Source organism: Bacillus sp. z14 (2026), assembly GCF_058313575.1.
This window is the reverse complement of record NZ_JBZFQK010000001.1, coordinates 1039082-1065752: the sequence shown is the minus strand read 5'-3', so window position 1 is coordinate 1065752 and position 26671 is coordinate 1039082. Positions and strand designations below refer to the sequence as shown.

Genomic DNA, 26671 nt, shown 5'->3' with positions numbered 1-26671 from the left:
CATTAGCTAAGCATATCCTGTCGGGTAAATACAATAAAGGAAACAAGCAGGGCGCCAAGTCCCCATATTGCTAAAATGGACAAGGAGAAAGGTAAAGTCATTCCATCAACCATGGGCATACTACCTGATAGATAGTCGATTAATTCCATATTCACACTGTAAATATATTTTGCCCCATCCCAGGCCGTTGCAAATCCTTTTAAAATAGCGCCTGCAATAAGGGAAGCAAACATAACCCCCATACCACCAGGCGTGTTACGAATCAGTATAGAGACCATAAGAGCGATTGTACCTACGATAACGCTGACATACCAAACGAGTCCTGCTGACATTAAAATATATTGCCACTGTGGAATGAGCCGGATGGAATCAGTAATCAAGTTGCCATTAGCATATTCGAACCCTGTCGCTATCGGTAATTTCCAGCCCGAAAAATTAAAGAATATTCCAGCTAACAAATAAGCCATAGCTATAACAATTAAAACAATTAATGAAATAAATAGGAGCAGTGTCACATATTTGCTTAAAAGAATCTTCCACCTTTTCACAGGTCGGGTTAGCAATAATTTTATTGTGCCGTCACTGCGCTCTCCGCTGATTATATCAATCGCCACTATCATCACGAGTAAAGGTATAAACATGCCGATTCCCTGCTTTAGGAACTCCCTTACAAATGTTGGAGCACCCGGAGAGCTTGGATTAATATCATGCTCCAAATAGTATTGTTGCTGTTTAACCTGAATGCTTAAATAATGTTTCCACTCTTCTGATATCCCGGTACTGCTAAGGCGGTTCTGACCTTCGACAATTCTCTGCTGAAGAACAACGCGCCAGTCATCTGTACCCATCCGTTTCTCAGTTTCTTTTGTCTGTTGGTTTTGAGCATAAAGGAAAATTGGAATCAGAACTAACAGGATTAGGATGATAACCGCAATACGCCGCTTTTTAATTATTTTTTCTGCTTCGTTAAATACGAGTTTACCGAACTCAATCATGATTGATTCCCCCTGTCAGCTCCATAAATAGATCCTCTAAGGTTAATGTCTTTTCATAAACAGAATGTACGTTAATCCCATTTTCAATCAATAATCGATTGTATGTACTGATTAAATCCGATTGTAAACTGCAAATCAGCAGATTATCTTTTATTTGTAGATCTTGTATGTTTTCTTTTGTTTTCAATAGGTCATATGCTTCTCTTATAGGAGTGACCTTCCACTCGACCCTGTCTCTGGAATGATCAAGTAAATCCTTAACCGTAGAAACGGTAATCATTTTTCCTTTATTGATAATGGCTACCCGGTCACACATTAATTGGATTTCACTTAATAAGTGACTGGATATAAATACGCTGATACCTTCTGTTTCAACTAAATAACGGACAAATTCACGTAATTCCCGTATTCCCGATGGATCAAGGCCATTAGTAGGTTCATCTAATATTAATAATTGCGGATTTCCTAGTAACGCTTGGGCAATTCCAAGGCGTTGCTTCATCCCAAGAGAATAAGTTTTAACTTTGTCGTGTATTCTGCTTTCAAGATTTACCTGCCTTATAATATCCTCGATTCTGTTATCCGGGACATCTCCGAGCATCCGGGCAAACTGTTTGAGATTTTCCCAGCCTGTCAGATACGTATAGAGCTCGGGGTTTTCTACAATCGAGCCTACCTGGCGCATGGCTTGCTTAAATGATGTTCGCAGGTTGTAACCAGCAATTGTAATGGTTCCTTTTGTTGGTTTAATTAAACCGACCAGCATTCGGATGGTAGTTGTCTTACCTGCACCGTTAGGCCCTAAAAAACCAAAAACTTCTCCATGCTTCACTTCAAAGCTGATATCTTCAACAAGGTGATTTCCCTTAATGACTTTGGTTAAATGATCTACTTTTAATACAGATTGACTCATTAATCAATCCCCTCCCAACTGTTGTTGGCTTGCGATGGACTGGATTAATCGTTCTGATATAGCCTCGTAGCCTTTTTTATTTGGATGAAAATGATCCGTGTACAAAAAGTTTTTTCCTTGACCCTGAAATAAGTCAAATACCGGAATGATATGTAATTCGGGGTATTGGGTAGCTAATGTTTGCAGCTGGTGATTCCAGTCAATAACAAACTTAGACGTGTCCCCTAATTCCTTGAATTCTTCAAAGGGATTGTACAGGCTGATCCAATAGATAGGTGCATCCGCATTATTTGACCGGATTATCTCGATAATTTTCTTGCTGTTATTAACAAAAGTATTTGTATCTGGTGTATATTCAGCGAGGTTGGTTGTTAATGTTTCGACACCGGGAAAGAGATCATTTCCTCCAATTGTCATAACTATTAAATCAGCATTCTTAAGAGTATGCTTGGTGCCTGAAGTATCAAGAAGGGTTAGTAAATCGGTTGTTTTAGCTCCGCTGATTGAGAGGTTGGACAAGCTAATCTTCTGATTATAGTCCTCTGTTAATTTGGTGCTTAATCTTTTTACATATCCATCTCCGCTATCATCGCCAACACCTCGAGTTAAAGAATCGCCAAGAGCAACAATAGACAATTTTGTGGTGTCTTTTTTAGTAAGCGGCTCTTTCTCTTTTACCGTTTTATACTGATTAATCTCCTTAGGGTTTATAACTGCCCTGGTACCCTGAATAAAGCCAACGAGTAATAGAAACGTTGTCAGTAAACTAATGATAAGGATTGTACCGGTTACCCACCTTTTTCTCATTTACGCACCTGCTTTACTATAGTTTGGATGTTGATATAGTTTCAGTTTTCACGTTCCTATCTCTATTAAACCAAAATATTGAAACAAGGAGGAATATTTTGGCTGAAAAATATGTTCTGAAGAAAGTCCTTTGCAATAGGGGATGAGTTTTCTTATACTAAAGAAATAAATGAATTCCTATTAAGAGTGGAGTATGAAGTAATGAATGTAGATAAATTATCAAAAAGATTAACGCGAGTAACCTCCTATGTGCCAAAGGGCAGTGTTTTGGCTGATATTGGATCTGACCATGCTTATTTGCCTTGCTATGCAGTTAAAGAAGGCATCGTGCAAAAAGCTATTGCAGGAGAAGTAGTGGAAGGTCCGTTTCAATCTGCGTTAAGCCAGGTGAGGGAATCTAAGCTAGAAGACTCTATATCCGTTCGTAAAGGAAATGGGCTGGAAGTCATATCTCATGGAGAAGTAACATCCATTACAATATGCGGTATGGGTGGGTCTTTAATAACGAGTATTTTAGAAAACGGAAAATCTAAACTATCAGGACGGGAGACCTTAATTCTTCAACCCAATATTGGTGCTCAGTTTATCCGGAAATGGCTGATTGCCGAGGGTTGGGAATTGAAAGCGGAAGAAATCCTGGAAGAGGACGAAAAAATATATGAAATTTTAGTAGCGGAAAAAGGAGAGCCATTGAAGTCTTATCGAGAATTACCTTTTGAAGCAGCAGAATTAATGGGGCCATTTTTATTGAAAGAAAAGAATCCTATCTTTATGAAAAAGTGGACAATGGAGTTAAAGCATTGGAATAAGATTTTGAAACAAATAGAGTCCAGTGAAAACGAACGGACTCAGGAAAAGAAAGAAGAAATCCAAAAATCCATAGAGTTGGTAGAGGAGGCGCTTCAATAATGAAAACACCGAATGGTTATGAAGTCATCCAGCTTTTTGAAAGCTTTTCTCCCAAATATTTAGCTGAGGATGGAGATCCAATTGGATTGCAGGTAGGTAGTCTTGCTAAAAAAGTAAAGAAAGTTATTGTGGCATTGGATGTAACGGAAGAAGTGGTTGATGAAGCTGTAAATCAAGGTGTAGATTTAATAATTGCACATCACCCGTTAATTTTTCGGCCATTAAAAAAAATCATCCCTGATCAGCCTGCAGGGAGAACGATTGAAAAATTAATTAAAAATGATATTGCTCTGTATGCAGCGCATACGAATCTTGACATCGCGGAGGGCGGGGTCAATGATATGCTTGCTGATGCATTGGGACTAGAGAATACTTCTGTTTTGAAGGTTACCCATCGAGAAAAACTTTACAAATTAGCCGTATATACGCCTACTTCAGCTGAAACTGAAGTGCGTGAAGCATTAGGAAAAGCTGGTGCAGGCAATTTGGGCAATTACAGTCATTGCAGTTTTACCCTATCAGGCACGGGTAGATTTAAGCCAAATCAAGAGGCAGATCCGTATATTGGGTCTTCTGGCGAGTTTGAACACGTAGAAGAAGTAAAAATAGAAGTAATTGTTCCGGAATCTATTACAAACAAAGTCGTAAAAGCAATGCTCAAAGCTCATCCTTACGAAGAAGTCGCTTACGATTTGTATGTTCTTGAAAACGAGTCAGGTAAGGAATTTGGTTTAGGTCGAGTAGGTGCTATCTCAGAGGCTATGTCTTTAAGAGAATATGCAGAGCATGTCAAACAGGCACTGGATGTAACTTCTGTTCGTGTAATCGGGAATCTGGACGCGATAGTGAAGAAGGTAGCTGTTTTAGGCGGAGACGGTGATAAATTTGTAAGAACAGCTCAATTTGCTGGTGCTGACGTATTTATTACTGGAGATATTTATTACCATACAGCCGTTGATTTTAAACAAGAAGGCATGAATATCATTGACCCTGGCCATAATGTAGAAAAAATTATGAAACAGGGCGTCTCCCAAAAAATGACCTCCCTATGCAAAAACGCTGGCTATGAGGTAGAATTTATCGCATCAGAAATAGACACAAATCCATTCCAGGTAATCTAAAAGGCTGAGACGACTGTCCAGGCCTGAAAAGCATAAGAGAGAGGCTCGGAGGGGATGTTCCTCCCCCGCAGAGGCTATCCTTATGACTCGAGGGACTAGGAGTCGAAGCTGGATTAACTAAAAGGCTGAAGGGCCTTGCTCAGCCGCGACAAGCATAAGAGGAGGTGCGTAGGGAGAACGCTTTTTTCTCCCGCAGCAGCTACACTTATGACTCGAGCGGTTAGGCCCTGAAGCTGGATTACATAAAAGGCTGAAGGGCTGTAAAAGGAACGAAGACTAAAAGCGCCACGTCCTGTGGCAACGTCTTCATGACCTACATCCTGTAGGCCCGCGAGGAGCATAAGACAGGGGCTCGGAAGGAGGTGTTCTTTCCTCCTGTAGAGGTCATGCTTATGTCCTGAGCTTCTAGCCGTCGAAGCTGGATTGACTAAAAAGTTGAGACGATTGGTTGAGGAACAAAGACTAAGAATGCCACGTTGTGTGGCCACGTCTTTGTGACCAAAACGTCCTGTCTTATGATGACTCGAGCGGTTAAGGCCTGAAGATAGAGTAATAAAAAGAAAAAAGGACCCCTGGGTCCTTTTTTCTTTGTAGCTATTGCATTATTTCACTTTCACTTTAGGTAATATTTTGGAAAGAGGTACTTTCTTTTCCGTTTTCCATGTCGATGAATCAGCCGGGTCGAACTGTTCCAAGAATGTAATGACTTCTTTGGTAATAGGTGTTGGTGTGGATGCTCCAGCTGTTACACCAACTACTTGAGCATCTTTAATCCATTCTATTTCCAACTCGCTGACATCAGCAATTCGATAGGCTTTTGTATGGGCGATTTCTTCCGATACCTGTGCCAATCTGTTTGAGTTATTACTCTTAGGATCTCCAACTACAATAAGAACGTCAAGGTCTTTTGCTTGCTCAGCAACAGCTTCCTGACGGACTTGAGTAGCCATGCAAATTTCTTTATGAATTTCTGCTGCAGGATATTTTTTCTTAACTTCATCTATTAAGTCGGCAACATCCCACTGACTCATAGTTGTTTGGTTGGTCACAATGATTTTCTCGTTTTCAATTGTGAGGTCATCAATATCTTGTTTGGACTCAACGAGATGGACGATATCCGGGGCTACACCAACGGCGCCTTCAGGTTCCGGGTGGCCTTTCTTACCGATATAAATGATATCATATCCTTCTTTTTCTTTTGCTTCAATTAAATTATGAGTTGCTGTTACATCCGGACAGGTTGCGTCAATCGTTACAAGCCCCTTTTGTTTGGCAATTTCTCTTACTTCAGGTGAGATACCGTGAGCAGTAAAGATGACAGTGCCGGAATCAACCTTCTCGATTATTTCTTTACGGTCTTTGCCGTCGAGGGTGATAATCCCATCTTGTTCAAACGCTTCCGTTACATGCTGATTATGAACAATCATACCCAGAATATAAATAGGGCGTGGCAAAGTTTTATCTAAAGCGGCATTTCTGGCGATAACCATCGCATCAACAACGCCGTAACAATATCCTCTTGGGGAAATTTTAACTACTTTCATTAATTCAAAAAAACCTCCTTGCTCCATGTCTGTTTGACAGATGGAGTGTTTCTTATATTATAAGCGAGTGATTAAAAACTTACAAAAAGAAATCCTTCGGGAGATATTGCATATGTAGAAAAGCGCTCCTTTTAGGGGCGCTGTATAGTTAGATGAAAAGCTTTGGCAGGGATGGTTTCACATTTTGAGGTTTCGATTTTATTATTGTGCTTCCAGGAAGCTCGTGTGAATAGTCTATTTCGCTAGATTCATTCTTTTCCTTTTTAGAGCTTTTAAGAGAAGCTGAAGATTCTATATGGTTGGATGACTCCAAAATGTTTGAGTCGACCTGATCGATAGCTTCTTCTTGATCTTCTGCTGTAGTTGCATTTAATCCCCGATAAATTTTCCACATGGATGGTAAATTTTTAATTAAAGGTCCATATTGCTGAACTTGGCGAACCATTGGTACCACACGTTCCCCTGCTGCTAACACCTTTTGCGTACTGTTCATAAAATTTGTTAAAGTGGAACCTCCTCCGGCAGCTTTAGCAGCTGTACCGGCACCCTGTGCCAAGCCGGAACCTCCTCCTCTGCCAAACAAAGAAGCCAGAAATCCTCCTCCTTGCTTGGGAGCACTTGCTGCTCCAAAAGGAATTCCTCTCCTTGGCATAGGTGGACCGAATAATCCTCTTGTATTAAATTGTGGTGGGGCAGAACCTCTGATAAAGCCTGGTCCTCGTGGCGGGCCGAAAATGGGTGGTCTCATAGGCGGCATATTTAACCCTCCTTTCTATTCAATATTTTACTTAAGTTCCCATAATAGAATATGTCAGTTAGGGACGGTAAAGTGCGAATATATGAAAGAATAGGCTTTTAATCTACAAAAACTTGTTATTAGTCCTTCACATAAGGTAATATGAGAAGGATAGTTGCTAAAAAGCTTGTAAGCATGTCAGAAAGTTGGTAAAAAATGAGTTCATTTAAAATGTTTAAGTTACCCGAATATGTATTGGAAGCTGTTGAGAAGGTAGGATTTAAGGAGCCGACAATCATACAGGAAAGAGTCATTCCAGCTGTATTTAGCGGTAAGAGTATTATAGGGCAGTCACAAACTGGCACTGGAAAAACCCATTCTTTTCTATTGCCGATCATGGCTAAAATCAATCAGGAAAAGATGGAAGTACAGGCTGTAATTACGGCACCGACGAGAGAATTAGCGGCCCAAATTTATAAAGCTGCTGTTTCTTTGAATGAGAAATTTCCTGAAGATAAACAAATTCATATAAAAAGCTATGTAGGTGGAACAGATAAACAACGTTCAATTGACAAGCTCACCGTTCAACCACAGCTTGTGATCGGTACACCTGGTCGTATTAAAGATTTATCGGAAGAAAATGCGTTGAGTGTTTTTTCTGCCGATATTTTAGTAGTTGATGAAGCTGATTTAATGATTGATTTAGGATTTATGGAAGATGTGGATAAAATCGCTTCAAGGATGGCTCCTAAGCTGCAAATGCTAGTATTTTCTGCGACAATTCCAGAAAAGCTACAGCCATTCTTGAAAAAGTATATGAACAATCCGAAACATATCCATGTGGATCCGACAAAAGTGTCTGTAGAAAAATTGGAGCACATTCTCGTTCCTGTTAGACACCGAGACAAGGTTCAATTGGTTAAGTCAATTATTGAACTTCAAAATCCTTTCCTTGTGCTTATTTTTGCTAACACAAAGCAAAACGCAGATGAGCTGGCAGATGCCCTCCTTGAAAAGGGATTGCAGGTAGGAAGACTACACGGTAACTTACCGGCAAGAGAAAGAAAAAGGGTTATGAAAGAGATTAATGCTCTTAAATATCAATATGTTGTAGCGACAGACCTAGCAGCAAGAGGTATTGATATTGAAGGTGTAAGTCATGTGATTAACTATGAACTTCCTCAGGACTTGGATTTCTATATCCATCGCTGTGGCCGTACAGCGCGCGCAGGTATGTCCGGAGTCGCTGTTACCCTTTATGAAGAGAAGGATGATCAAGCTCTGAATAAACTCGAATCCATGGGTGTAACATTCAGCAACCGTGACGTAGTAAAAGGTGAATGGGTTGAAATTGATGACCGCAATAAGCGTAAAAAACGTAAAAATTCACCTAAAGCAGCCGGTGAGGTAAAGAATTATGGTAAATTCTCTAAGCATTTACGTAAAGTAAAGCCTGGCTATAAAAAGAAAGTTAAAGCAGAAGTAGAAAAAATCAAAAAGAGAGAAAGACGCTTAAAGAAAAGATAAAAGGGGGCAAATGGATGCTTAAAATTGGATCACATGTTTCCATGAGCGGAAAGAAAATGCTTTTAGGCGCAAGTGAAGAAGCAGCTTCTTATGGTGCCAATACATTTATGATTTATACAGGCGCTCCTCAAAACACAAGAAGAAAGAAAATCGAGGATTTAAATATTGCAGCAGGCCTATTGCATATGGAGGAAAATGGAATGAGCGATATCGTTGTCCATGCTCCTTATATTATCAATATCGGTAACGCAGTAAATCCCGCTACTTTCCAATTGGGTGTTGATTTTCTTCGTTCGGAAATCGAACGGACGGAAGCTCTGGGGGCCTACCAAATTGTATTGCATCCAGGTGCTCATGTCGGAGAAGGTTCAGAAGTAGGTATTAAAAAGATCATCGAGGGATTAAATGAAGTCATTACCCCTGATCAAAAAGTCCAAATCGCATTAGAAACGATGGCCGGCAAGGGCTCAGAGTGTGGAAGAAGTTTTGAAGAATTAGCGATGATTATCGATGGAGTTACACACAATGATAAGCTGAGTGTTTGCTTTGATACTTGTCATACGCATGATGCGGGTTATGATATTGTGAATGATTTTGATGGCGTTTTAAATCATTTTGATAAAACTGTCGGTGTAGATCGTATTAAAGTGCTGCATATTAATGACAGTAAAAATGAATGTGGAATGAGAAAAGACCGACATGAAAATATCGGGTATGGAAAGATTGGTTTTCAGCCACTTCATTACATTGTCCATCATCCACAATTAAGCTCTGTACCAAAAATATTGGAGACTCCATTTGTGGGTACGGATAAAACAAACAAAAAAGCACCGTATAAACATGAAATTGATATGCTAAGAGATGGAGCTTGGGTAGATTTTCAAGCTTCCATGCTTGGACAAACGGTATAAAGAGAAGGGGAGCAGTACAGATGTACTGCTTCCTTTTTAAATTCCGATCATGCTATAAAATATTTTCTCGATTTTCTGCGCTTTCTCAGCACCGGTAATTTTCTCGATATTTTTTAAAAGCTGTTTTCGTTCAGTCTGATCAAAAATATTAACGGATTTCCCCCGGATTAGTTTGGTTATTTCCTCAGCTTCCGTTTTTGTTAAAGTTAAACCATTCTGCCCGGCAAAATCAAGCAATTCACTGGCAGTGATACGATTGATTTTTAAGTTAACAATGCTTTCAAATAGCTTCAAATTACCACCCCATGTTTACCATATGAAAAGGACAGAAAAAAATGAACTAAATTATACAATATTAAGTAAATGTGTTTACTTTACTGAAATTGTCCTGTATACTACTTGAGGTAAATCGTAATCATTCTTATTAACAGGTGGCCGATTATGAATAATGACTTAATTAAAATTGAACATGTTACTTATAAATATGAGAGAGAAAACGTTCTGGAAGATATTAATTTATCCGTCAAGGATGGAGATTTTCTAGCTATTGTCGGACCGAACGGTTCTGGCAAATCAACATTGCTGAAGCTGATGCTTGGATTAAATAAAGTACAGCAAGGAGAAATTTTCTTATTCGGTGAGAAAATAAACAAATTTAAAAATTGGGAGAAAATTGGCTATGTATCACAAAAGGCCAATTCCTTTAACAGTGGTTTCCCAGCTACAGTGGAAGAAGTTGTAGCAAGCGGATTAACGAAGAAAATAGGACTTTTTCGTTTCTATAATAAAACTCATCGCCAAAAAGTGGTGAAAGCGCTCAAAGAAGTAGGAATGCAGGATTTCATCAAAAGACCAATTGGAGAATTATCGGGCGGTCAGCAACAACGGGTATTCATTGCAAGAGCACTGGTCAGCGATCCTGCTATGTTAATACTGGATGAACCTACAGTTGGTGTAGATGTAAAGAATGTTACTAATTTTTATGACCTGCTTTACGATTTAAACCGTAACCTTGGATTGACACTTATTTTGGTTACTCACGATACTGGTACCATTACAGAAAAGGTCACTCATATTGCATGTCTAAATAAACAATTGCATTTTCACGGGAATACATGTGAATATGAACATTTAGATGATAAGGATATGTCAGCTTTTTATGGCCATGATGTTTATACATTAACACATGATCATTAATTTGGAGGAAGTAGTATGTTATCAATGTTTCAGTATGAATTTCTACAAAATGCCTTTCTAGCGGGGATTGTGATTGGTATTATTGCTCCGCTGTTGGGTGTATTTATTGTAGTTCGAAAACTCTCCTTAATTGCAGATGCCCTTAGCCATGTAACCCTGACTGGAATTGCATTCAGTTTGTTACTAAGTAAGGAAGTGCCTGCACTGGGTCCTATCAACCCTTTATATATGGGGATGGCCTTCTCGGTAACGGGATCGCTTTTTATAGAGCGACTGCGTTCAGTCTATAAACATTATCAGGAACTTGCCATTCCAATCATTCTTTCCGGAGGAGTAGGGTTGGGAGCGATTTTTATCTCGCTCGCTAATGGCTTCACGACTGATTTATTTGGATATTTATTTGGGAGTGTCAGTGCGGTAAGTCGGACAGACTTATGGATTGTTTTGGCAATCAGTATTGCTGTTATCGCAATTGTTATATTCTTATATAAAGAATTATTCCTTTTATCCTTTGATGAGGAGCATGCTAAAACTTCCGGAATACCGGCTAAAGCGATTCACTTTATCTTTATCGTGCTCGTTGCTTTGGTCATTGCCATTTCTATGAGAATTGTGGGTGTCCTGCTTGTTTCTTCATTAATGACTTTACCGGTAGCGGCTGCCTTAAAAGTAGCGAAGGGGTTTAAACAAACCATTTTTATTTCCATTCTGTTTGGAGAATTGGCTGTAATAGGCGGATTATTCACATCCTATTACTTAAATCTTGCTCCGGGTGGTACAATCGTTGTATTGGCAATTATCATTCTTTTAATCACAATTTTTATCAAGAAATGGAGAATGACTGCGTAAGGAGGTATCTGAAGATGGATGTTAAAGAAGCAATACAACTCTTGAAAGATAAGGGCTACAAATACACTGAGAAGCGTGAAGACATGCTTGAACTTTTTTCGAAGAGCAATCGTTATTTAACAGCCAAAGAAGTCCTTGAAAAATTGAAAAGTTCGTACCCAGGTATGAGCTATGACACGATATACCGAAATTTATCCTTGTATGCAAACTTAGGGATTCTAGAAACCACTGAGTTATCTGGTGAAAAAAGATTCCGATTTGCTTGTGTTGGAAATCATCATCATCATCATTTCATTTGTATGGAATGCGGAAAAACTCGTAATGTAGAGTTATGTCCAATGGAAAAAATAACAGAGGATTTTAAAGGATATGATATTTCAGGACATAAATTTGAAATATACGGAAGATGTCCAGATTGTTTGCAGGAGAATATACAACAAAGTAACTAGAAAGGAGCCATTCTGCGATTGGAGAGTGGCTCCTTTTTATTACCGATTTTCCTTAGTCCAATGGTTTACCCACTGATAGGCTTCTGCCCAATTTTCCACCCTGATCACATTGTTTGGGATAGCCATTCGATTATAAGGTGCGTCAAATAAGATGACTGGAATTTCACATTCTTCAGCAATTGCAACAGCGTTATCGTGCTTATCCTCAAAGAAAAGATCGATTTCGTGTTTTTTTACCGTTGCAATTTTATTATGCGTACCGATTAATTCGATGTGGTGATACAGTAAATCGTTTTTACTGAACCACTCCTTTGTAACCGGCAATAAAGTTTGATTTCTGGCACTGATGAAAAACAGTTCATATATTTCTTTCCATTCCTGTAAAACTCGTTTGGCATCCTTTGCCATAGGTGATTCAGAATAGATGATGGGTTCGTGTTTTTGAAACCAAAGATCAAATTCATGCTCTGGAACATTTACAAACGGATAAAATTCATATTGGTTAATATCCTCTAATGTTAATTGTAAGCGAAAGGCTTTGTTGATATAAGGAAGCATGGAATCCTGTGTAGTGATGGTACCATCAATATCTATTCCAAAACGTTTAGGTTTTGACATGAAGCATTTCCTCCAAAATATGTTTGTATGTAGTTTACATCAAAATGCGACAAATTGCTTTTCTAAATTTTGTAGATTCATGCAACAATCTCTGCTTATGAGTAAGCCTTTTATGGAGCAAACTAGGAAGGCTTCAATAAAGGAAGGTAGGGAATGCTATTGTCAGCCTCAAAAAGACATTGGAATGCAAGAAATAAAAGAGATAAATTTAAAAATGAAGTCGTGTGTCAAAAGCTAAATTATCATGAGGAGACCGGAGCAGAATTTATGGATTCTGCTGAATACAGACGTCATAGTCAAACAGGAAATAATAATAAGACCACTTCTAAAGCTAGCAGCTTTGGTATAGTGGCGTTAGCCTTGTCAATTGCCTCTCTATTTTTTATGCCGGTGATTTTTGGAACAATTGGCATTGTCGCAGGGATTTTTGCGATGAAAACTGAATCGCGTATGATGGGGATAGCAGCAATAGTAATTGGTGTATTTTCTGTTGTTGCTGGTCTTTTGGTATATCCCTTTTTCTAATACAGTAGGCCTGCTATCGTTTATGGGCTTTCAAATCTCAAATAGTTTAGGGATTGGATTTTTATCCAATCCCTCCAATCATAAATAACAGATATAAAACAAAGAACTTCAAAATAATTATTATTTTGAAGTTCTTTGTTTACATATACTAGGCAAAAGAATAAATTCTCATACCTTTAATAAAGTTTAAAGTTTTTGGTTCGAACCTGAATTGCTTCTGCTTAATTTAAGACAGGCTTGCTTTTTCTTTTTCAATTCTTTGTTTTTCGTAATACTCTTCAGCAAGGATATCGATTTCTTTTTTTAGTTCCTCAACCATTATTTCTTCTGGTACTTTACGAACGATTTTACCCTTGCGGAACAATAGACCTTCTCCGCGAGCACCAGCAATGCCGATATCTGCTTCTCTTGCTTCGCCAGGTCCGTTAACGGCACATCCTAATACCGCCACTTTAATTGGAGCTTTAATTTTTTGAATATATTCATCCACTTCGTTAGCAATGGAAATTAAATCAATCTCTATACGTCCGCACGTCGGACATGATATTAAGGTAGCGGAATTGGCTGATAAACCAAATACTTTTAACAGCTCTCTGGCTACTTTGACTTCTTCAACCGGATCAGCACTTAAAGAAATACGCAAAGTATTCCCAATACCTTTACTTAATAAGGCACCTATGCCGGCAGAACTCTTAATCGTTCCTGAAAATAACGTGCCGGATTCTGTGATTCCAAGGTGAAGTGGATAATCAAAGGCCTGTGCTGCCTTTTCATAGGCTTCAATTGCCAAGCGTACATCAGATGCTTTCATTGATACAATGATGTCATGGAAGTCTAAGTCTTCTAGAATTTTTATATGATGTAAAGCACTCTCAACCATACCGTCTGCAGTTGGGTAACCGTATTTTTCAAGGATTTTACGTTCTAAAGATCCTGCGTTGACCCCGATACGAATTGGAATCCCTTTCGCTTTAGCTGCTTTTACAACGGCTTCCACTTTTTCGCGTCTGCCAATATTGCCCGGGTTAATACGGATTTTATCAGCTCCGCCTTCAATCGCGATTAAAGCAAGACGATAGTCAAAGTGAATATCAACTACTAAAGGTATATTAATGCGTTTTTTTATTTCAGAAATTGCATGAGCAGCCCGTTCATCAGGACAAGCTACACGTACAATTTGGCAGCCCGCTTCTTCTAAACGATTTATTTCCGCGACTGTTGCTTCTACATCATGTGTTTTCGTTGTCGTCATACTTTGTATTATAACTTCATCGTTGCCACCGATAGTCAGTGGTCCCACTTTTACGGGGCGGGTTTTTGTACGATGTATTAGTTCACTCACTGGTCATTCTCTCCTTTTAGGCTGTCTGCCTCAATACCAATAAATATATTATCTTCTAAATTATTGTATCAGCGTTTTAGCTAAAATAACAATAAAGTTGATTATGAATTGGCTATTTAGTAATTTTTAAATCGGTAAGTTTGTCCGATTTCTATTTTTTCCGGTTTCATTCCGTTATTTAATAAAGAAAAGTCTTCAATCATTTGATCAATCGGTACTGGTATAGTACCTTCATTTTTCTCTATTATAGAAAGAACGGTATCTCCCGGCTCTACTTTTATATTATAGTAGTTTTCATTCATTTTATCCATATTCTCGGAGGAGTAGGCAGGAAGGGTGCCTACACTTATATCAAAATATATCGAGTAAGCTATAATACAAAAGCCGATAAACAGGATTATTCTTTTCATCTCTTTCGCACTCCCTCTATCTTTTACTAGAGTATATGAAGTTAGTAGAGATAATAGAATTGATTTTGAAGGATTTTTTTAGAGTTAACGTTTAGATAGAATAGAGGAAATGTTGAGCTGGATAATCAGCATTTAATAATAGAGGATATAAATAAACCCTTCCGCAGAAATTCGGAAGGGCTACACTTTATGATTGTACGGTCTTTTGTTTACTTTTTTGAATAGGCATTTCTTTAATAGTCAGGTAGATCATCATTAGTGTAATAAACCATTTGACATAAACATCACCTATTACAGGAACCTGAATAAAATTCATAAACGTAAAGAACGTTACGGCTAATGTAAAGCTGTAAGTGGCTATCCTCCACTGCTGTCCAAAAGTAGCTTTTCTGTTCATGGAAGTTACAAATAAGCCGGTAAGATAGGCTAGAAGTGTAATCTCCAAGAAGAATATTGCTGTTGTAAATAGATACATGACTAACATACATAGACCGATAATTATGTATAAAGATGTTTTTGCAGATTTAATATAATCGCTGGCCTTTTCATTGGTTAATTCAAGACCGGGTATCATAGAATAAGGAATTGTTTGTGATTCCCCGTCTGCAGCAATGACAAATTCATCCTTTAGAATTCCAAAGTCTACTCCGGTAGGGCTGGTGATATCATTTGCATTCAAACTACCGGTGCTGTCAAAATGGAACGTAGCTACATCATCATTAATAATGACAGGTAATGATTCATCTGAATGAAGTCTGCCATCTTTAATTTCAAATTCAGGAAAATCTGTTGTTAATGTTTTTGCCATATGATCTGCCCCATCTAGGATTGCATTTGTAAGATAGATCGATGATGGTAAAATAGTTATTAGAGATAATAAAAAAGCATAGAGGATGGCTTTCCCTATACCCTGAAAGCGAAAGGACGCAATATGCTTTGGCGAGTATAGACTTTTAATAAATTGTGAGAATATATTCATGGGCTACAACACCTTTTTTTAAATTCATTCTTTATTCTATCTGGCTTATGTCGATAAGACAAGAAAGTTCTGCTTATTATAGCGAAACAAATCGAGTAAGTGTTAAGTGTGTATTGAATTAGGGTATTTGAGAGGAGTGTCGAAGATGGATTGGATGAATTGGCTTATTATTTGGCTGGTATTTATTATTGGGTTTGTAGGATTGATATATCCTATTATTCCAAGCGTTCTATTTATAGTAGGTGGAATGCTTTTATATGGGGTATTCTTTTCATTTGAACCGTTTTCGTGGTTTTTTTGGATTGTTCAGGGAATGTTTGTTTTACTTTTGTTTGGTGCAGATTATTTGGTTAATCTTTTTGGTGTTAAGAAATTTGGGGGTTCAAAAGCAGGTGTTTGGGGTAGTACGATAGGATTGCTGATTGGACCGTTTGTTATTCCTTTTCTTGGTATTATACTGGGGCCGTTTTTAGGTGCAGTCATAGCTGAATTGTTGGTACATAAACAGTCGCTAAAAAATGCAGTGAAAATTGGTATGGGTTCTGTCGTTGGATTTGTCGGCAGTGTGATAACCAAATTTATCATTCAGACCATTATGATTGTGTATTTCTTTATCCGAGTGCTTTGATAAGGCATAAAGGTTGAAATAAACGGTTTCAATTGCTAATCTAAAGATAAAGACTTTCGTAACACACGAACTTACAGAATTGCCCGAAAGTACTTATTCTTACAATTATTAGGAGGAGAGAATTATGACTTATTCTTTACCACAATTACCGTATGAGTATGATGCGTTGGAGCCTCATATCGACAAAGAAACAATGAATATTCATCACACAAAACATCATAACACGTATGTGACTAACTTAAACAATGCTTTAGAAGGACAGGAAACATTGGCAGCAAAAAGCTTGGAAGATCTTTTAGCTGACATCGACTCTGTACCTGAAAGCATTCGTACTGCTGTTAGAAACAATGGCGGTGGACATGCTAACCACACATTATTCTGGAATATTCTATCTCCTAATGGGGGCGGACAACCAGAAGGTGAATTAGCTGATGCACTAACAGCTAAATTTGGAAGCTTTGAAAACTTTAAAGAAGAGTTTGCGAAAGCTGCTACAACTCGTTTTGGTTCCGGTTGGGCTTGGCTTACTGTTAAAGATGGTGAGTTAGAACTTTCCAGCACTGCTAATCAGGATTCTCCATTAATGGAAGGTAAAACACCAATCCTAGGTCTTGATGTTTGGGAGCATGCATACTACTTAAACTACCAAAACCGTCGTCCTGAATACATTAATTCTTTCTGGAATGTTGTAAATTGGGATGAAGTTTCTAAGCGCTACGCAGCAGCAAAATAATCGTATAATAAGTGTGGGTACAGGAAATGAATCCGATTCGTTTCCTGTATCTTTTTTTGTGCAAAAAATAAAGGATTGTGCTGTTAACAAATACCAAATGATTTAATTCTACATAAGAGGATTATCTACAGGAAAACTAACCGGAAGTGAAGGGGAGTTTTTATGAAAATGGATAATCAATTTGTCAATAAAATAAAAACAAATAAAGAACTTTATATCCTTTTGTTAATTGGAGCACTTTATTCATTGAGTACGGCTCTTTCCAATACTTTTGTCAATATCTATTTATGGAAACAGTCTGAGGCATTGATCAATCTGGGGATTTATAATCTGTCCGTTGTAATCCTACAGGGAGTTACCTTTATTTTAGCTGGGAAATTGGCTAAACGCATAGATCGTATTATTGTACTGAGGATTGGAATCTTGTTTTTAGCTGCATTTTATATAGCGGTCCTGACATTCAGTTCTACCTCTCACCTTTATCTTGTTCTGATTGGTGGTTTACTTGGAATAGGATATGGATTCTATTGGCTTGCATATAATCTCATGACATTCGAAATTACCGAACCTGAAACTAGAGATACATTTAATGGGCTCCAAGGGATAACTGGGTCTATCGGCGGAATGATTGGTCCTTTTTTTGCGGGATATATTATTACGGTTTTGACTGATAACAATGGTTATCTGTTCATTTTTGGAGTTTCCCTGTGTTTGTTTATCGTGGCAGTACTTGTCAGTTTCTTATTAAAAAGCAGAGCAGCTAATGGGAAGTATATGCTGAAGCGTATTCTTGATGAAAGAAAAAATAATAAAGATTGGAGAAGAATTACGTATGCTAATTTTTCGCAGGGGCTAAGGGAAGGGACGTTTCTCTTTGTTGTTTCCGTTTTTGTATTTGTCGAAACGGGTAGCGAAATGGCTTTAGGTACATATGGATTAATTAGTTCAGGAGTATCATTTATTGCTTATTTTTTAGTCAGCAGATATATAAAGGTTCGTTACCGAAAATGGTCGATGCTGGTGGGGGCCATTTTCCTTTATGGTTCAATCTTTTTTCTGATATATCAAGTGTCATTCACTAAACTGCTTACATATGCGTCTATTCTTGCAGTAGCTTATCCCTTATTGCTTGTCCCCTATATGTCTGTCACGTATGATGTAATAGGACGATCCTGGGAAGCGGGGGAACATCGTATCGAATATGTGGTAATCCGGGAATTATTTTTAAATATGGGAAGAGCCGCATCGATTCTTATGTTTATATTGTTCATTAAAATTTTGCCGGAGAGTACCGGCATCAAAATATTGCTATTATTATTAGGGTCCGGACATCTGTTTGTTTATTATTTTGTAAAAGACATCAAGATGTAAGCAACTAAAAGTTGCTGGAATCTTTTACTTCTGTTAATCTTTAAAAATTGATAATAAAATGATAAGAAATGTGTATTAGAAGGGATGGGGACAGTGAAAGTCAGAAAAAAGAAAAAGAAAAAACATGTACCTGTTCGCCTGAATCTACTGTTTTTTGCAGTATTTGTAATGTTTTCTGCATTAATACTCCGTTTAGGAATTGTTCAGATTGTATATGGAGATGACTATAAGCGTGAAATAGAGCGGACAGAGGATGTAACTGTGAGCAATTCTGTGCCGAGGGGAAAAATATATGATCGAAATGGAAAAATCATCGTTGATAATCAACCTTTATATGCGATAACTTACACACGTACACAAAAAACCTCAAGCAAAGAGATGCTTGAAACTGCTGAAAAACTTTCCAAGCTAATTGAGGTTGATACTGATAAAGTTCGTGAAAGGGATATGAAAGACTTTTGGATTTTAAATAACCCAGAAGCTGCTAAAAAGAAAGTAACAGAAAAAGAATATCAGCAATTAAGTGATGGAAAGCTGACAGATGATGATATATACAAATTACAGCTTGAGCGAATTACTGAAAAAGAAATAGATTACAGTCAAAGTGAGTTGGAAGTGCTGGCGATCTATAGCAAGTTTATTGCCGGTTACTATTTAACTCCGCAAATTGTGAAAAATAAAGGAACGACATATGAAGAGGTAGCGAGAGTTAATGAGCAGATTGAATCTCTTCCAGGCGTTGATACAACAACAGATTGGGAACGTAAATATGCGTATGGCGATACGCTTAAATCTGTTTTAGGTAAAGTATCAAGTGCCAGCGAAGGATTGCCCTCTGATAAAACAAGTTATTATTTAGCTCGGGGCTACAGTCGAAATGATAGAGTTGGAACCTCCTACTTAGAACAGCAATATGAAGATTTATTACGCGGTCAACAGGAGAAAATTAGAAATGTAACTAATACATCCGGCGATATTGTCAGCACGGAGGTTATTTCTGAAGGACAAAGAGGTAAGGATCTTGTATTAACAGTTGATATGGATCTTCAAATAGCCACAGAAGAAATTATTGAAAAGCAATTGAAGGAAAAGAAAGCAAGCGGGAATACAAAATATCTCGATCGTGCTTTTGTTGTTGTAACGAATCCTAATACTGGTGAACTCCTAACTCTGGCTGGTAAACAATATGCAGCCGATGATAATGGAAAAATGCAAATGAATGATATGGCATTGGGAACTTTTACTTCATCCTATGCCATGGGCTCTTCAGTTAAAGGAGCAACTATTTTAACGGGATACCAGACCGGTGCAATAAAACCTGGACAAGTCATTTATGATGGACCAATGAAGATTAAAGCCACGCCAATTAAAAAATCATGGAAGAATTTTGGGAATATTAGTGACATTGAAGCACTGAAAGTATCCTCCAATGTCTACATGTTTAAAACAGCGATTGCTCTTGGTAAAGGAAACTATGTTCCGGGAGGCTCTCTGAAAGTTAATAACTCAGCATTCAGCACAATGAGGAATTATTACAGTCAATTTGGCTTAGGTGTTAAAACAGGTATAGACTTACCTGGTGAACAAATCGGCTATAAAGGATCCTCGCAGGGTGCCGGATTATTAATGGACTTTTCCATTGGCCAATACGATACGTATACTCCATTGCAGTTGGCTCAATATGTTTCTACCATTGCAAATGGAGGTAACCGTATAAAACCGCATGTTTTAAAACAAGTCCGTGAGCCAGTGGATGATGATGAAGATAATACGCTTGGACCGGTTATTAAAGAGGTTAAAACAGAAGTGATGAATACTCTTCCAATGAAAACTGAATGGATTGAACGTGTCCAGGAAGGATTTAGACAAGTTACCCAATCCACCGGAGGAACCGCCTACTCTTATTTTGGAAATGCTGACTATAAACCAGCAGGTAAAACAGGTACAGCGGAAGCCTTTTATGATGGACCTAAATGGGAAAAGGGTACTGTACAGCCAGAAACCTATAATATAACCTTTGTTACCTATGCTCCTGCCGATAACCCGGAAATTGCCATGAGTGTAGTAGTACCATGGGCTTACCAAAATTCGTCAGGACATAAAATGAACCTCGAAATCGCAAAAGAAGTTTATGAAAAATATTATGAATTAAAAGAAGAACGAGCTAAACAAAAATAAAAGATTAATAGAAAATTGGGTCTGCCTTGATTTATGGGGCAGACCTTTTTTTATTTACTGCCAGCATAATTTAGGTAAGTATCATTCTTTTGGATTATTATTACAAATAAATAGTGCGGTTTCTAGGATTTTGCAGTCATCTTTACAATAAACTTTTGATTTTTTACACTACGTTTACAATTCTTTAACACAGTATTTAAACTTTATCTTTACTATAGAAAATGTAAAGGGTGAAAATTAAAAATTACAAATAAATAGCCAAAGTATATGGGAGGATTGGAAATGCGTAGAAGGAAAACAGCATTTATGATTACTTTGATACTTATAATCGGATTGCTGGCAGCTTGTACCAGTAATAATGGAGGAGGAGCAAAGGCGGGAAGCGGTTCTGAAGAAGAAGGATACACAGGAATCATAAATGCAGCTGGTTCTACAGCTTTACTACCATTGGCAGATGAAGCAGCAACTGAATTTATGGCGAAAAATCCAAATGTATCGGTTACTGTTCAAGGCGGTGGAAGCGGAACAGGTATAAATCAAGTGGCGAGTGGTGCAGTCAATATCGGAAACTCTGATCTACCTTCAGCAGATAAAATTGAAGATGAGAAATTAGCAGAAGAACTGGTCGATTATAAAGTAGCCGGTATTGCGTTTGGCATAGTGGTGAATGATGATGCCAATGTAGATAATTTAACAATTGAACAAATCCAAGGAATCTTCTCCGGAAAAATTAAAAACTGGAAAGAGGTTGGCGGAGCTGATTCAGAAATAAATGTCGTGAACAGACCAGAATCATCAGGTACCCGATATGCCTTTGAAAAAACAATCATGAAGGATGTCAGCATGAATACAGGGGTTGGAACAACTCAGGATTCTAACGGTGCTGTAGAAAACTCGATTAATTCCACACCTGGTTCTATTAGTTATCTGGCTATGAGCTACCTCGCTGAGGGGAAAGGCTCATCCTTAAAACCGGTAACTATTAATGGGGCTGAACCCACAATTGAGAATGTGGTAAATGGCAGCTACCCTTTTTGGTCCTATGAATATATGGTAACGAAAGGCGAAATAGGCGGAGCTGTTAAAGGTTATATGGATTTCATTAGGAGTGATGAGTTTGCCGAAACCGTTACGAAAATGGGATACATTCCAATGTTAGAGCTAGAAAATAAAGAATAATTCCAAGGATGAAGTAAACAGGAAGTCAAACAGCCTGGTTATCATCTGTTTGCCGGAAGGAGCGAAAAGGCTTGAATGATCATAAACCAATCAACTATTGGAAAAGTGAATATATCGGACGGATTCTTGTTACATTATGTGGACTATTAATCGTTGTAACAACTTTGGCTATTATCGTTTTTATTACAGGAAAGGGTATTCAGTCATTTACAAACAGTAATATCTCTATAGTGGAGATGTTGACCTCAACAAACTGGAGTCCCAATGATGGGAAATATGGAGCTTTGATATTTATCATCGGTTCTATACTTGTATCAATTGGTGCCATTGTTATCAGTGCACCTATTGCAATAGCTCTAGCAATATTTACGAACTTTATTTCCCCGAAATTCGGAAAAAAGGTCTTGCAGCCGGTTTTGGAATTGCTGGTTGGTATTCCATCCGTTGTTTATGGTTTGCTAGGTGTGACTTTATTAGTTCCCCTACTTAGAAACACATTCGGCGGAGTAGGATTCAGTTTAACAGCCGGGATAATTGTACTTAGTATCATGATATTACCGACTATTGCAAGCTTGGCAACAGATGCGTTAAAAAATGTCCCGCCACAGCTTCTGGAAGCCTCCTATGGGCTCGGTTCCACGAGATGGCAGGCAATCAGCCGAGTAATCATTCCTGCCGCAAAGAATGGCATCTTTACAGGAATCGTTATGGGGCTTGCACGTGCTTTTGGTGAAGCACTTGCCGTTCAGATGGTTATCGGAAATACGGTTAAATTGCCGACTGGCTTAAATGATCCCACGGCAACGTTAACTGGAATTTTAACGATGGACATGTCTAATACAATGAATGGAACTGCATGGAATAATGCATTATGGAGCCTCGCGCTAATACTTTTAATCATGTCATTCTTATTCATCATGATTATTCGTTTTATCGGGAATAGGGGGGCACAGAAATGAGCGCTAGAACAGTAAATAAAATCTGGACGGGTATTTTCTATATCGTTGCTATTTTTGTCATTATTTTATTGAGTTATTTAGTATTTGAAATACTCAAAAAGGGCTGGGGTTTCTGGGACCCATCTTTTCTGACTGGTCGTTCTAGCAATATGGATGCTGGTGGGGGAATCGGATATCAGCTATTTAACTCTTTCTATATGTTAATTATTACTCTGATAATCTCTGTACCGCTTGGCTTAGGCGCAGGTATTTATTTGGCGGAGTATGCCAAACCCGGAAAGTTATTAACGTTTATCCGATTATGCATTGATACGATGGCCTCTCTCCCGTCCATTGTAGTTGGTTTATTTGGTTTATTGGTATTTGTCACAGCTACAGGTTGGGGGTACACCATTATCGGAGGGGCACTAGCAATTACGATTCTGAATTTACCGAGTTTAACACGTGTCAGTGAAGCGGCAATTACAGAGGTATCAGCCGGTGTTAAAGAAGCCAGTCTGGGACTTGGGGCTACCAAATGGCAGACAATTGTAAAAATTGCTCTTCCTACAGCAATGCCTCAAATTATAACGGGAGTTATCCTGGCAGCTGGTCGTATTTTTGGTGAAGCAGCAGCGTTAATTTTTACTGCAGGATTGACAACACCAATCTTGAATACAGCAGCCGATCTAACAAGTCCGGTTAATCCTTTTAATATATTCAGACCTGCAGAGACATTGGCTGTTCATATTTGGAAATTAAATTCTGAAGGAATTGTTCCGGATGCAACGGCAATCGCGACTAAATCAGCAGCAGTATTGATTATAATGGTATTAATCTTTAATCTCCTTGCACGTTTATTCTCAAAAATTATCCAAAAACATTTTGAAGGCGGCAAAAGTAAAACAAAACAAAAGGCATCTGTGTCTTAAGTGAAATCACCATTACCAAGGGGGAAATTGAGATGATAGAATTAAAAGAAGCCAACCCGGCTAAAACGGAAAAGTCTAGTAAACTTGTTTACGATACACAGGGTTTGGATTTGTGGTATGGTGATCACCATGCTTTAAAGGATATTAATCTTGCCATTAATGAAAATGAGGTTACAGCCATTATTGGCCCATCTGGATGTGGGAAATCTACTTATATTAAAGTATTAAATAGAATGATTGAACTTATTCCAAGTGTTCGTACTTCTGGTGATATATTTTACCGGGGACAGAATATCTTTGATAAAGATTTTCAAGTGGAAGAATTACGGACAAAAGTTGGAATGGTATTTCAGAAGCCAAATCCTTTTCCAAAGTCTATTTATGAAAATGTAGCATACGGACCTAAAATACATGGTATTAAAAACAAAAAAGAATTGGATGAAATTGTAGAAAAAAGCTTGCGTGGTGCAGCAATCTGGGACGAAGTTAAGGATCGATTGCATACAAACGCCAACGGACTATCAGGCGGACAGCAGCAACGTATTTGTTTGGCACGATGCCTTGCCGTTTCTCCTGATGTGATATTAATGGATGAACCGACTTCCGCATTAGATCCAATTTCAACATTAAAGGTTGAAGAACTCGTACAAGAGTTGAAAGAGAAATTCAGTATTATTATCGTTACGCATAATATGCAGCAAGCAGCTCGTATATCTGACAAAACTGCCTTCTTCTTGAATGGTGAAGTCATTGAATTTGACAAGACAGATAAGATTTTCTCAAACCCATATGATAAGAGAACAGAAGATTATATAACAGGACGTTTCGGATAAGCCAGATCATTTTGAAGGGAGAATAAAAAATGGTTTTAAGAGAAAAATTCGAGAGCGAGCTAAAGGAATTAAAGCTTAAAGTAATAGATATGGAACGTTTTGCTTCATCTGCCTTGAATAAATCGTACCAAGCATTGCTGAAAAATGATGTAGAGCTAGCACTTTCTGTTATAGAGGATGATAAAAAGCTTGATAAAATGGAAGAAGAGCTTGATGAACTGGCTATCTTGATGATTGCAAAGCAGCAGCCTGTTGCAACGGATTTAAGGCATATTGTTTCAGCTATTAAAATCGGTTCTGAAATTGAACGGGTTGGTGATTATGCAAAGAATGTTGCTAAAACTGCGATTAGATTATCAAAGGAAGAAAAGCCCTTTGTTAATGAGGCTGTAGGCGAAATGCACGCTACTTGTATGAAAATGCTTGATATGTTCAATAAATCCTTTATGGAGGAAAATATTGTCCTTTCTAAGGAACTTGCAGAGCTCGATGATACAGTGGATGATTTATATGGACAGGAAATCCGTAAAATACTTGAAATGAAGCATCCTGAGTCTGCTACGGTTAACGAAAATTCTCAGTTATTGTTTATTGTCCGCCACTATGAAAGAATAGGCGATCATATAACTAATATGGCGGAAGAAACCCTTTATATGATTAAAGGAAGACACTATCATTTAAATGAATAGAATTGTGATAATAAAAATGGAGATTCCCATATAGGGAACTCCATTTTTTCTTGTGCCTATTTTTAATGCTTAAAAAAATAATGTCTTTATGCCCTGAAAACCAAAATATACTCCAAAACCGACCAGAGAAATTCCAGAAAAGGCTGAAATAGCTTTCAAGCTAGTGTCATTCAGAAATCTTCTGAACCCAGTTGTTAGAAAGGCAACGGTAATGTCCCAAAAAGTTAGCCCGAGAAAAATCATCAAGCTGTACACGAGAAGAGAGCTTGTACCGTACGAAGTAACTGTTTTAGCGAGAACCGACCCATATATTCCTATCCAAAAGAGGATGGATAATGGACTTGTAATGGACATTATAAATCCAGTTAAAAAAGATTTCGATAACGAGTCTTTCGTACGATAATCTTCCAATGAAAGTGTATGGACCCTCAAAATGCTTTCAATTCCGGTATAAATAAGAACAAATCCTCCAAAGAGCCAAAGGAAAATCTGGACATATGGAATCGTAATAAATTGTACAAAACCCAAATAGACCAATAACATGAATATTCCATCCGCAATCATAGATCCTGCGCCTACTACCCAGGCGTGTAAAAAACCGTTTTTGATCCCCTTATCAATTCGGGCTGAGTTAACCGGACCAATGGGTGCCGCCAATGTTATTCCTAACAAAAAATAACTAAACATAATATGTCCGCTCACGCTTTCACTCCATCTTCTTATGTATTAGTAACTTGTACATATTATGAAGAAAAGTGGATAAGTATGTATAACAGTTTTATTGAGGTTGTAAAAAGCGTTTAATTAAAATTCTAGCTTTATCCGACTAACGGACAATCCTTAAAGAGGTTTATAAATTGGTGACTTGGATATAAGAAAATAACATTTATTAATAAAAGGGGGATTAGAGAATGAAGGAAAAAGAGACAGTAGAAGTGGACGGAGTACCTATAACCTATTTTCTGAGTGAAAAAGCTGTTCATATAGACAATAATAAAGAATTGGAATCCATCATCCCAAACCCTAAAACAGCCATTAAGCTGGCAAGGAAACTGAAAGCAAACTATCAAAAGAAATACGGAAGGGAATTATCGGTATCTGAGCTCTCTATGGCTATTGAAATCTATGGTCATATTTATCCAGAAAAAATGGCCAAAGCTATAAAAGAACTGCCTTTACCCGGCTTTGTTGATCATGCGATGAATAATTTAATTGAAAAGGCCGATATTATCGATTCAGGGGAAGAGAGTATTGATCAAAACAGAAAAATCTGGGATGTTATTGCAAAGGTCATCCCAGTTTAAAAGCTGCCACTTTGATGCACTATTTACCCTTCGTTAAAATGGCAGATAAGGCAG

29 protein-coding genes are annotated in these 26671 nt (G+C 38.0%); 18 read left to right on the top strand and 11 right to left on the bottom strand.

The genetic code is table 11. The annotated features are described in order from the left end of the window. Window positions 1-2: 2 nt before the first annotated feature. Genes AC4G3O_RS05075 through AC4G3O_RS05065 form a run of 3 tightly spaced genes read right to left on the bottom strand, consistent with a single transcriptional unit; the run spans window position 3 to window position 2715 of the window. The gene (locus tag AC4G3O_RS05075; RefSeq protein WP_066105195.1) at window positions 3-995 is read right to left on the bottom strand and encodes an ABC transporter permease; all 993 of its coding nucleotides are present in this window, start codon (window positions 993-995) and stop codon (window positions 3-5) included. Further along, the gene (locus AC4G3O_RS05070; protein WP_066105192.1) at window positions 988-1908 is read right to left on the bottom strand and encodes an ABC transporter ATP-binding protein; all 921 of its coding nucleotides are present in this window, start codon (window positions 1906-1908) and stop codon (window positions 988-990) included. Before AC4G3O_RS05070 ends, AC4G3O_RS05075 begins: the two co-directional genes overlap by 8 nt. 3 nt (window positions 1909-1911) lie before the next feature. Next, window positions 1912-2715 (bottom strand): GDSL-type esterase/lipase family protein, encoded by an 804-nt coding sequence (locus AC4G3O_RS05065; RefSeq protein ID WP_139892587.1) that lies wholly within the window; start codon window positions 2713-2715, stop codon window positions 1912-1914. Between the two features lie 201 nt (window positions 2716-2916). Between AC4G3O_RS05065 and AC4G3O_RS05060 the strand changes: the two genes are divergently transcribed. Beyond that, on the top strand, window positions 2917-3624 hold the full coding sequence (locus AC4G3O_RS05060; protein WP_066105189.1) for a tRNA (adenine(22)-N(1))-methyltransferase: 708 nt from the start codon (window positions 2917-2919) through the stop codon (window positions 3622-3624). Then, window positions 3624-4745 carry a Nif3-like dinuclear metal center hexameric protein gene (locus AC4G3O_RS05055; protein WP_148630171.1) on the top strand — a complete coding sequence of 374 codons (1122 nt, stop codon included), beginning with the start codon at window positions 3624-3626 and terminating at the stop codon, window positions 4743-4745. The genes AC4G3O_RS05060 and AC4G3O_RS05055 overlap by 1 nt, the downstream gene beginning before the upstream one ends. 602 nt (window positions 4746-5347) lie before the next feature. Here the strand turns inward: AC4G3O_RS05055 and AC4G3O_RS05050 are convergent. Both AC4G3O_RS05050 and vrrA read right to left on the bottom strand, forming a co-directional pair. Continuing rightward, entirely contained in the window at window positions 5348-6289 is a 942-nt protein-coding gene (locus AC4G3O_RS05050; protein ID WP_066105183.1) for a 4-hydroxy-3-methylbut-2-enyl diphosphate reductase, read from the bottom strand. Between the two features lie 148 nt (window positions 6290-6437). Next, the gene (vrrA, locus tag AC4G3O_RS05045) at window positions 6438-7046 is read right to left on the bottom strand and encodes a VrrA/YqfQ family protein (RefSeq protein WP_139892582.1); all 609 of its coding nucleotides are present in this window, start codon (window positions 7044-7046) and stop codon (window positions 6438-6440) included. Window positions 7047-7256: 210 nt separating this feature from the next. Between vrrA and AC4G3O_RS05040 the strand changes: the two genes are divergently transcribed. Both AC4G3O_RS05040 and AC4G3O_RS05035 read left to right on the top strand, forming a co-directional pair. After that, window positions 7257-8552 carry a DEAD/DEAH box helicase gene (locus tag AC4G3O_RS05040; protein ID WP_225983608.1) on the top strand — a complete coding sequence of 432 codons (1296 nt, stop codon included), beginning with the start codon at window positions 7257-7259 and terminating at the stop codon, window positions 8550-8552. A gap of 14 nt (window positions 8553-8566) precedes the next feature. After that, window positions 8567-9463, top strand: coding sequence for a deoxyribonuclease IV (locus AC4G3O_RS05035; RefSeq protein WP_066105178.1), 897 nt, complete (start codon window positions 8567-8569; stop codon window positions 9461-9463). Between the two features lie 36 nt (window positions 9464-9499). On the opposite strand, the gene AC4G3O_RS05030 is transcribed toward AC4G3O_RS05035, so the two are convergent. Further along, window positions 9500-9757 (bottom strand): DUF2624 family protein, encoded by a 258-nt coding sequence (locus tag AC4G3O_RS05030; RefSeq protein WP_066105175.1) that lies wholly within the window; start codon window positions 9755-9757, stop codon window positions 9500-9502. A gap of 147 nt (window positions 9758-9904) precedes the next feature. On the opposite strand from AC4G3O_RS05030, the gene AC4G3O_RS05025 reads away from it, so the two are divergent. Genes AC4G3O_RS05025 through AC4G3O_RS05015 form a run of 3 tightly spaced genes read left to right on the top strand, consistent with a single transcriptional unit; the run spans window position 9905 to window position 11958 of the window. After that, the gene (locus AC4G3O_RS05025; protein ID WP_066105172.1) at window positions 9905-10660 is read left to right on the top strand and encodes a metal ABC transporter ATP-binding protein; all 756 of its coding nucleotides are present in this window, start codon (window positions 9905-9907) and stop codon (window positions 10658-10660) included. A gap of 15 nt (window positions 10661-10675) precedes the next feature. Then, entirely contained in the window at window positions 10676-11509 is an 834-nt protein-coding gene (locus AC4G3O_RS05020) for a metal ABC transporter permease (RefSeq protein ID WP_066105169.1), read from the top strand. 14 nt (window positions 11510-11523) lie between these two features. Further along, window positions 11524-11958 carry a Fur family transcriptional regulator gene (locus AC4G3O_RS05015; RefSeq protein ID WP_066105166.1) on the top strand — a complete coding sequence of 145 codons (435 nt, stop codon included), beginning with the start codon at window positions 11524-11526 and terminating at the stop codon, window positions 11956-11958. Window positions 11959-11997: 39 nt separating this feature from the next. On the opposite strand, the gene AC4G3O_RS05010 is transcribed toward AC4G3O_RS05015, so the two are convergent. Then, the gene (locus AC4G3O_RS05010; protein ID WP_066105163.1) at window positions 11998-12576 is read right to left on the bottom strand and encodes a 5' nucleotidase, NT5C type; all 579 of its coding nucleotides are present in this window, start codon (window positions 12574-12576) and stop codon (window positions 11998-12000) included. Between the two features lie 153 nt (window positions 12577-12729). On the opposite strand from AC4G3O_RS05010, the gene AC4G3O_RS05005 reads away from it, so the two are divergent. After that, window positions 12730-13101 (top strand): DUF308 domain-containing protein, encoded by a 372-nt coding sequence (locus AC4G3O_RS05005; protein WP_066105160.1) that lies wholly within the window; start codon window positions 12730-12732, stop codon window positions 13099-13101. A 226-nt stretch (window positions 13102-13327) separates the two neighbouring features. On the opposite strand, the gene ispG is transcribed toward AC4G3O_RS05005, so the two are convergent. The 3 genes from ispG to AC4G3O_RS04990 form a co-directional block, all read right to left on the bottom strand. Continuing rightward, entirely contained in the window at window positions 13328-14443 is a 1116-nt protein-coding gene (gene ispG, locus AC4G3O_RS05000; RefSeq protein WP_139892578.1) for a flavodoxin-dependent (E)-4-hydroxy-3-methylbut-2-enyl-diphosphate synthase, read from the bottom strand. Between the two features lie 116 nt (window positions 14444-14559). After that, complete coding sequence (locus AC4G3O_RS04995; protein WP_491135901.1) at window positions 14560-14853, bottom strand: hypothetical protein; 294 nt, start codon at window positions 14851-14853, stop codon at window positions 14560-14562. 187 nt (window positions 14854-15040) lie between these two features. Continuing rightward, on the bottom strand, window positions 15041-15832 hold the full coding sequence (locus AC4G3O_RS04990) for a DUF1189 domain-containing protein (RefSeq protein ID WP_139892576.1): 792 nt from the start codon (window positions 15830-15832) through the stop codon (window positions 15041-15043). A gap of 145 nt (window positions 15833-15977) precedes the next feature. Here AC4G3O_RS04990 and AC4G3O_RS04985 point away from each other — a divergent pair, with 145 nt between their 5' ends. The 9 genes from AC4G3O_RS04985 to phoU all read left to right on the top strand — a co-directional run bounded on the left by AC4G3O_RS04985 (window position 15978) and on the right by phoU (window position 25313). Beyond that, complete coding sequence (locus AC4G3O_RS04985; RefSeq protein WP_066105145.1) at window positions 15978-16460, top strand: DUF456 domain-containing protein; 483 nt, start codon at window positions 15978-15980, stop codon at window positions 16458-16460. Between the two features lie 124 nt (window positions 16461-16584). Continuing rightward, the gene (locus AC4G3O_RS04980; protein ID WP_140462014.1) at window positions 16585-17193 is read left to right on the top strand and encodes a superoxide dismutase; all 609 of its coding nucleotides are present in this window, start codon (window positions 16585-16587) and stop codon (window positions 17191-17193) included. A 162-nt stretch (window positions 17194-17355) separates the two neighbouring features. Then, complete coding sequence (locus tag AC4G3O_RS04975) at window positions 17356-18564, top strand: MFS transporter (protein ID WP_066105141.1); 1209 nt, start codon at window positions 17356-17358, stop codon at window positions 18562-18564. A gap of 93 nt (window positions 18565-18657) precedes the next feature. After that, window positions 18658-20742 (top strand): peptidoglycan D,D-transpeptidase FtsI family protein, encoded by a 2085-nt coding sequence (locus AC4G3O_RS04970; protein ID WP_254654710.1) that lies wholly within the window; start codon window positions 18658-18660, stop codon window positions 20740-20742. A 282-nt stretch (window positions 20743-21024) separates the two neighbouring features. Then, a complete protein-coding gene (locus AC4G3O_RS04965; protein ID WP_139892573.1) occupies window positions 21025-21921 on the top strand; it encodes a phosphate ABC transporter substrate-binding protein PstS family protein in 897 nt (298 codons plus the stop codon). A gap of 71 nt (window positions 21922-21992) precedes the next feature. Then, on the top strand, window positions 21993-22880 hold the full coding sequence (gene pstC, locus AC4G3O_RS04960; protein WP_066105134.1) for a phosphate ABC transporter permease subunit PstC: 888 nt from the start codon (window positions 21993-21995) through the stop codon (window positions 22878-22880). Continuing rightward, the gene (gene pstA, locus AC4G3O_RS04955) at window positions 22877-23791 is read left to right on the top strand and encodes a phosphate ABC transporter permease PstA (RefSeq protein WP_066105131.1); all 915 of its coding nucleotides are present in this window, start codon (window positions 22877-22879) and stop codon (window positions 23789-23791) included. The genes pstC and pstA overlap by 4 nt, the downstream gene beginning before the upstream one ends. A gap of 32 nt (window positions 23792-23823) precedes the next feature. Further along, window positions 23824-24624, top strand: a complete 801-nt coding sequence (gene pstB / locus AC4G3O_RS04950) for a phosphate ABC transporter ATP-binding protein PstB (RefSeq protein ID WP_491135900.1) — start codon at window positions 23824-23826, stop codon at window positions 24622-24624. Between the two features lie 29 nt (window positions 24625-24653). Further along, on the top strand, window positions 24654-25313 hold the full coding sequence (phoU, locus tag AC4G3O_RS04945) for a phosphate signaling complex protein PhoU (RefSeq protein WP_066105126.1): 660 nt from the start codon (window positions 24654-24656) through the stop codon (window positions 25311-25313). Window positions 25314-25382: 69 nt separating this feature from the next. Here the strand turns inward: phoU and AC4G3O_RS04940 are convergent, their stop codons facing one another. Then, window positions 25383-26000, bottom strand: a complete 618-nt coding sequence (locus tag AC4G3O_RS04940; RefSeq protein ID WP_066105670.1) for a LysE family transporter — start codon at window positions 25998-26000, stop codon at window positions 25383-25385. 224 nt (window positions 26001-26224) lie between these two features. Here AC4G3O_RS04940 and AC4G3O_RS04935 point away from each other — a divergent pair, with 224 nt between their 5' ends. Then, on the top strand, window positions 26225-26617 hold the full coding sequence (locus AC4G3O_RS04935; RefSeq protein ID WP_066105123.1) for a hypothetical protein: 393 nt from the start codon (window positions 26225-26227) through the stop codon (window positions 26615-26617). The last annotated feature ends 54 nt before the right edge of the window (window positions 26618-26671 follow it).